This window comes from Streptomyces sp. WAC06614 (assembly GCF_003949795.1).
Lineage (GTDB): Bacteria > Actinomycetota > Actinomycetes > Streptomycetales > Streptomycetaceae > Streptomyces.
In genome coordinates, this window is sequence record NZ_RPRY01000388.1 from 1 (window position 1) to 6,059 (window position 6,059).

Sequence of the window (6,059 nt, forward strand, 5' to 3'; positions counted from 1 at the left end):
GGCAGGCGCAGCGTGACGTGGAGGCGGGGGCGGGGCTCGCCCGGGACCGGGCCGAGCGGCCGGGCGCTCCAGTCGGCGGCCCCGCTCTCGCTGATCTCCGGCTCCACCCCGAACGCCAGCCGTACCGCCTCGGCCAGCCCGTGCCGGGTGCCACGCACCCGGTGCAGGTACGCGGCGGCGGCAACGGCCGCGCGCAGCCGGTCCTCCGGCTCCGTGCCGTCGGTCTCGGCGCCGACCCAGTCACCGAGCCACCGGGTGAAGTCCACCGGAGCCAGCGCGGGGGTGAAGTAGGAGTCCAGGCAGTCCAGGACGTTGAGGATGGGCGCGAGGACCTCGTCCAGGCCGGCGACGAACCGCTGCGCGAGATCGTCCTCGGCGAAGAGGGCGGGCAGCATCGCGCCGAGGGGCGAGGAGGACCTCAGCCCGTCGACGGAACCCCTGGTGCTCATGCGTCGTCCCCGATCACCCGCACGCGGTGGTCGAACGAGAACACCAGCGCCGCCGGGTCGAGGTCGATCCGGTCCGTGGCCTCGCCCCGCTTCCCCGTCAGCGGGTCCGCCGGGTGCAGCAGGACCTCGTCCACCAGCTCCACCCCGGGCACGCGTTGGAGCACGGCGAAGACCTCGCCCGCCTGCACCCGGCGCCCGAACGGCCAACCCGTGCCGTCGGCGCCGCCGGTCAGCGGGTCGAGGTGGCGGTAGAGCGCGTCGTGCGCCTGGCGGCGCACCCGGTCGGTGTCCGTGCCGCGAAAGGCGTGCACGGTGGCGACGACCGTGACGCCCTGGTAGAAGGGCGGGCCCACCGCCAGCCTGGTCCCGATCAGCCGCCGTTCGTCGAGGTGGCGGGTGATGCGGCGCAACAGGCCGTCCCCCGGCACCAATTGCTCGAAGCGCAGCCGACCACCGGGGTCCGCCACCGCCTGAGGGACCACCAGGACGCGGACGGCGTAAGCCCCTTGCGCGCTCTCCTCCCCCTCCAGGCAGGCGATCCTGGCCGTCTCGGGGGCGGCGCGGCGGGCCAGTTCCTCGTAGTCGCGCAGGGTCACCGCGCGTTCCTGCGCGCGCAGGGTGATCGGCGCGCGCACCTTCGCCTCCGTGACCGTCTCGCCGTCGACCCCGCCGCGGGCCGCCTCCCGGTTGACGACCTCGGAGACGTACGGGACGGAACTGCGCAGCACCCGTACCGCGCCGCGGGCCACGTTCCCGGCGCGGCCCCCGCCGATGCGGTAGCGGCGGGCCCTGACGACCGCGCCCTGCGGCGGGACCGCGCCGTACTGGCGCAGGCCGCCGTCCGGTTCGCGTACGGCAGGGCCGAAGGCGATCTCGCCGGTCGTGGCGTCGAGGGTCAGGTGGCGGTCGTACGGGCCGGAGGCGGCGAAGTGGGGGACGACGTCCCAGTCGTGCCAGCCGTCGTCCTCGGCGGTCTGCAGCAGCAGCGGTGGGTCGTCGCCCACCACGGGGGCGTGGGCCAGCCGCAGCCGCTGGCCGGGCAGGCCGGTGGACTCGCCGAGGGCCTCGTCGTGCACGGTCTCGGCGTGGACGACACCGGTGGTGCCGCCGAGGGTGAACGCCTCGGCGGCCCGTACGGTCGGCGAGGTGGTGTAGAAGGGCTGGCCGGGCAGCGGCTCGGTGACCCGGCAGCGCAGCCAGCCGGCCTGCCGGCCGCCGGTACGTGACAGCACGTGCCCGCCGGGGACGTGCAGGACCACCTCGCCGGGCCGGTTCAGACCGCCTGTGCCGTCGCGGTCGACCTCGCAGGGAACCCAGCCGTCCTCGGTCCAGGCCTCCCACACCAGCGGCGGCTGCCGCGGGTCCACGCCGACACCGTCCACGCGGCTGTCCAGGCCCAGCGCCACCGCGCAGTGCGGCGCCGCGGCGCTCAGCCCGAGCAGCATGCAGTCGCCCGGCCGCGGCGCCTCGGCGAAGCACATCACGTCCTTGGCCTCGGTGAGGTCCGCGGTCCGGTCGGTGACGGGCTCGCCCTGACGCTGGAGCATCAGCAGCCGCAACTCGGTCGGGACGACGGTGAGTTCGTGTTCGGTGGCGAAGACGACCGCTTCCTCGTGCTCGGTGCGGGCGGTGGCGACCTCGGTGCCGGCGGGCAGCACCACGGGGTCCTCCTGCGGGGCGGACAGCCAGAACGTGACGTCGGTGCGGGCCGCCGACGGCGGGAAGAGGTGGATGCCCATCAGGTCGAGGAAGGCCAGGTGGTTCTTCTCCGGCACCCGGTTGAGCCGGTAGACGATCTGGTCGGCCATGTGGGCGACGGTCTCCACCAGGGTGATGCCCGGGTCGGAGACGTTGTGGTCGGTCCACTCGGGGGCGCGCTGCTGGATGTAGCGCTTGGCGTCGTCGACGAACTGCTGGAACCGGCGGTCGTCGAGGTTCGGGGAGGGCAGTGCCATCAGCGTTCGCTTTCGCCGGGCTCGTCGTGGGACGGGATCACGTAGAAGGGGAAGACAAGGCTGCGCGGGTTGTTGGTGCCGCGGATCGAGTAGCGGACGTCGATGAACAGCACGCCCTGCTCCGCGCCGGCGGTGACGTCGACGTCGTGCACCTCGATCCTGGGCTCCCAGCGGTCCAGGCTGGTGTACACCTCGTGCTGGATCCGGCCCGCGGTGGCCTCGTTGACCGGGGCGAACACCAAGTCGTGGATGGCGCACCCGAATTCGGGCCGCATCGGCCGTTCGCCCGGTGCCGTACCGAGCACCAGTCGGACGGCCTCCTCGATCTCCCGTTCGCCGTGGACCAGGGCGATGCCCCCGGTCGGTCCGATACGGAAGGGGAACGCCCAGCCGGCGCCCACGAACTGTTCGGCCATCAGCACACCACCTGTCTTCTTCTCCTCGTCCTGGCGGCGGTCACGGGATCGGGTACGGCTTGTTGTTGACCAGCACCACGCCTTGGAGCATGAGCGTGGCCGCCCGGATCCCGACGTTCGTGACGGCGTTGACCTGGACGCTGCCGGCCGCGCTGAGCGTCGCGACCCCCGCCGCCTTGAGGCTGAGGGCGCCGAGCGCGTCGACGTTGACCGCGCCGCCCAGCGACCGGAGGTTGACCGTGCCGCGCCCCTGGATGCTGAGGGGGCCGCCGCTCTTGATGGTCAGGGCCCGGCGTGCGCTCAGGGTGAGGTCCGTGCCCGCCTCCACCGACACCGACCGGCCGCCGGTGATGGTGACGGAGCCCTTGCTGTCGACGGTGATCTCGGTCCGGGTGCGGTCGAGGTTGATGGTGAGCCGGCCGTCCCCGCTGGCCACCCGTACGCCCTGCTTGCGGGCGCCGGTGGTCTGGCTGAGCAGGTCCACCCGGTTGCCGTCGCGGTCGGACAGCGTGTGCCGGATCGCCTTCTTCCGCAGCCCGTCGTGCAGGGGTACGTCCGGCACCGGGGTGGGCACGTCACGGCCGTTGTAGAGCCCGCCGACGACGAACGGATGGTCCAGCGCCCCGCGGTCGAAGGCCACCAGCACCTCGTCGCCGACGTCCAGCGGGAAGATCCCGCCCCCGGACTTCCCGCCGAGCTGCACGGTACGGGTCCAGTCGCTGACGTACGTCTCGTCCAGCCAGGGGAACCGCAGTTTGACCCGGCCCTGTTTCAGCGGGTCCTGGACATCGGTGACCAGGGCGTTGGCCACGCTCGGCAGCCGTGGCGCGGCGGTGGCGCCGGCGCCACCGCCGGAGGCGAGTCCGTACAGGGACCGCCACTGGCGGCCGCTGACGGTCACCCAGGTCTGGTAGTGGCTGTCGTCGCCGAAGACGTGCCGGACGGAGGTGACGGTGTACTTGCCCTCGAACGGCACGCCCACGTCCCGGAGGGTGACCGGCACGCCGGGACGCAGCTCGGGGTTGCCCCGGACCGTGACCTCCAACTCGGCGAAGGAGGAGGCGATGTCGTCGGCGAGGGCTTCGGAGGCGTACCTGACCTCGGTCTGCCGGTCGTAGGGCGTCTCGGTCTCCACCAGTTTCCCGGGCCGGAACGCCGCGGCGGCCTCGCCGGGGCCGGTGCCGATGGTGACGGCGGGGGTGCGGGTGGTGGTCGAGGTCGCGGTGACCGCGCGCTTGGCCGTGACGTCCCAGCCGCGCGACTCGACCCGGCCGATCTGGTCGGCGGCCGTGACCGCGGCCCGGCAGCGCAGCACGTCCTGGCCGGCGTGCAGCACGAACGGGCTCTTCTCGCCGCTGGTGCTCGTCGGCGGCGCGCCGGAGGCGGGGGCCGGCCGGACGAACCGGAACGTTCCCCGGGAGTCGATCGACATCACCGTCCCGTTCTCGTCGGCGAGCCGGGAGAGGAAGTCCCAGTCGGTGACGTTGGACTGGCTGATGAACTCGTAGACCGTCCTGGTGGCCTCGATCCGGCCGATCGGGATGCCGCTCTGCGCGGCCAGCTTGCGGGCGATGTCGGAGGCGGTCTGGTTGCGGTACGCGGCGACCCGGCGCTGCCGCATCAGGCGGTGGCCGTGGTCGTAGCCGCGGATCACGGTGAAGGTGCCGGTGCCGTCGTAGTCGGTCTCCATGCCGGTGACCTCGCCGGTGAGCAGCGGCGATCCCGCGCCCTGGCCGGCCGCGACGGGTGCGATGACCACCTTCGTGCCGAACCGCACCTTCAGATCGCCCAGCAGCAGCCCGTGCGGGTCGCGGAAGGTGAGCCGGAACGCGCCCGGCACGCCCGCCCCGAGGTCGACCCAGGCGCCGACGAGGTCGTCGGCGAGGTGGTCGGGAAGCTTGCCGCCGCCGACGGAGACGTGGACGACGTTGGAGAAGGACGCCTGGGTCATCGGTGCCCTCCGACCTCTTCGGCGGCCGGCAGCACCACTTCGGTGCCGGTACGCAGCCGGGACGGGTCGTCGATGCCGTTGGCCTCGGCGACGGCCCGCCAGGCGTTCGCGTCGCCGTACTCGCGCCAGGCCAGCGACTGCAGGCTGTCGCCGGCGACGACCCGGTGGACGCGGCGGGCGGTGAGCGCGCCCGAGGTGGGGTTCTGGCCCTTGGTCCGGCTGGGTATCTCGTGCAGCCGGACCCGGCAGGTGGCGCGGATCGGCACACCCGTCATGCTGAACAGCGAGTACGTGGCGTCGACGGAGGACACGTACGCCGTGAACCGCGCGGTCGAGAACGACCCCCACTGGAACACCACCCAGGGGGTCGAGGGCTGCTTGGCGGCGATGCTCTTCGTGGTCACCTCGCAGCAGGCGAAGAGCGCTTCGACCTTCTTCATCACCGCGTTGGCGCCCGGGGTGCCGGAGGAGTCGAGGAAGATCTCCACGGTCAGCTCGCGGGGCTCGGGCCCCATGAACTCCGGCACGGCGCCGTCGCGCACCGCGGCGGTGGGGGTGCTCTTCCACTGGGCCCTCCGGGAGAGGGCGAGTTGGGCCGGGTTGAACTCGAAGGTGAAGGTGTTGATCAGCGCGCCGGGTGTGGTGCTCCGCCCGACCGGCGGCTCGTGCACGGCCAGCGAGGCCCGCACGAGGCTCTTGCCGGCGCCGCCGCCCTTGCCGCTCCTGCCGCCGCGGTTGCCGCCGCCGGAGCTGCTGCCGCCTGATGAGCCGCCGGTGCCTCCGGGCCTTCCTGTGGTGACTGCCATGTGGTGACTCCCCCTCAGTCCGTGAACCCGTGGTGCGTGATCTCCAGGACCTCGGTCGCCACACCGGGACTGGCCGGGTCGAGGGAGGGCCCCTGCCACCGCACCGGCAGCACGTCGATCAGTCCCCAGCGGGCCACCTCCGAGCCGTCGGCGCGCAGCGCGGCGATCTGGGCGGTGGGGCGGGTGACCCCGGTGGTGACGGAGGAGATCCAGGCCGCGACCTTCGCGGTGTCGGGGGTCAGGGGCCGGGTCAGCCGGATGGTGGAGAAGGTCACCCGGGACGGGAGCTGCCAGACGAACCCGTTGTTGCCGCCTTCGTGGCGCTGCTCGACCTCCACGGTGGAGGAGAGCCCCTCGCACCCGTTGAAGCAGCCGAGGCTTTCGCCGTCGATGGTGAGGGTGAAGAAGACGGTGGAACCCGGGTCGAGTTCGCGGGGCATCGGGTGGGCCTTTCTGGGGCGGTGCCGGGGCTGGGGCTGGCG

General features: G+C 73.0%; 6 protein-coding genes. All 6 read right to left on the reverse strand.

Annotated elements, in window-relative coordinates:
• The coding region (locus EF918_RS31330; protein ID WP_125652307.1) for a phage tail protein at window positions 1–449 on the reverse strand (449 nt) is incomplete at its 3' end.
• A complete protein-coding gene (locus EF918_RS31335) occupies window positions 446–2,404 on the reverse strand; it encodes a putative baseplate assembly protein (RefSeq protein ID WP_125652308.1) in 1,959 nt (652 codons plus the stop codon). The genes EF918_RS31335 and EF918_RS31330, both read right to left, overlap by 4 nt.
• Entirely contained in the window at window positions 2,404–2,820 is a 417-nt protein-coding gene (locus tag EF918_RS31340; RefSeq protein ID WP_125652309.1) for a GPW/gp25 family protein, read from the reverse strand. Before EF918_RS31340 ends, EF918_RS31335 begins: the two co-directional genes overlap by 1 nt.
• Before the next feature lie 40 nt (window positions 2,821–2,860).
• Window positions 2,861–4,771: a VgrG-related protein gene (locus tag EF918_RS31345; RefSeq protein ID WP_125652310.1), complete on the reverse strand. Its 1,911-nt coding sequence runs from the start codon at window positions 4,769–4,771 to the stop codon at window positions 2,861–2,863.
• Entirely contained in the window at window positions 4,768–5,577 is an 810-nt protein-coding gene (locus EF918_RS31350; protein WP_185922005.1) for a LysM peptidoglycan-binding domain-containing protein, read from the reverse strand. The genes EF918_RS31345 and EF918_RS31350 overlap by 4 nt, the downstream gene beginning before the upstream one ends.
• A gap of 14 nt (window positions 5,578–5,591) precedes the next feature.
• On the reverse strand, window positions 5,592–6,017 hold the full coding sequence (locus EF918_RS31360; RefSeq protein ID WP_125652311.1) for a phage tail protein: 426 nt from the start codon (window positions 6,015–6,017) through the stop codon (window positions 5,592–5,594).
• Window positions 6,018–6,059 lie beyond the last annotated feature (42 nt).

What these genes read in the sequence shown, in the direction of transcription:
- EF918_RS31345 (WP_125652310.1), bottom strand. Translation starts at nt 4,771, where the DNA reads ATGACCCAGGCGTCCTTCTCCAACGTCGTCCACGTCTCCGTCGGCGGC.
- EF918_RS31340 (WP_125652309.1), bottom strand. Translation starts at nt 2,820, where the DNA reads ATGGCCGAACAGTTCGTGGGCGCCGGCTGGGCGTTCCCCTTCCGTATC.
- EF918_RS31350 (WP_185922005.1), bottom strand. Translation starts at nt 5,577, where the DNA reads ATGGCAGTCACCACAGGAAGGCCCGGAGGCACCGGCGGCTCATCAGGC.
- EF918_RS31335 (WP_125652308.1), bottom strand. Translation starts at nt 2,404, where the DNA reads ATGGCACTGCCCTCCCCGAACCTCGACGACCGCCGGTTCCAGCAGTTC.
- EF918_RS31360 (WP_125652311.1), bottom strand. Translation starts at nt 6,017, where the DNA reads ATGCCCCGCGAACTCGACCCGGGTTCCACCGTCTTCTTCACCCTCACC.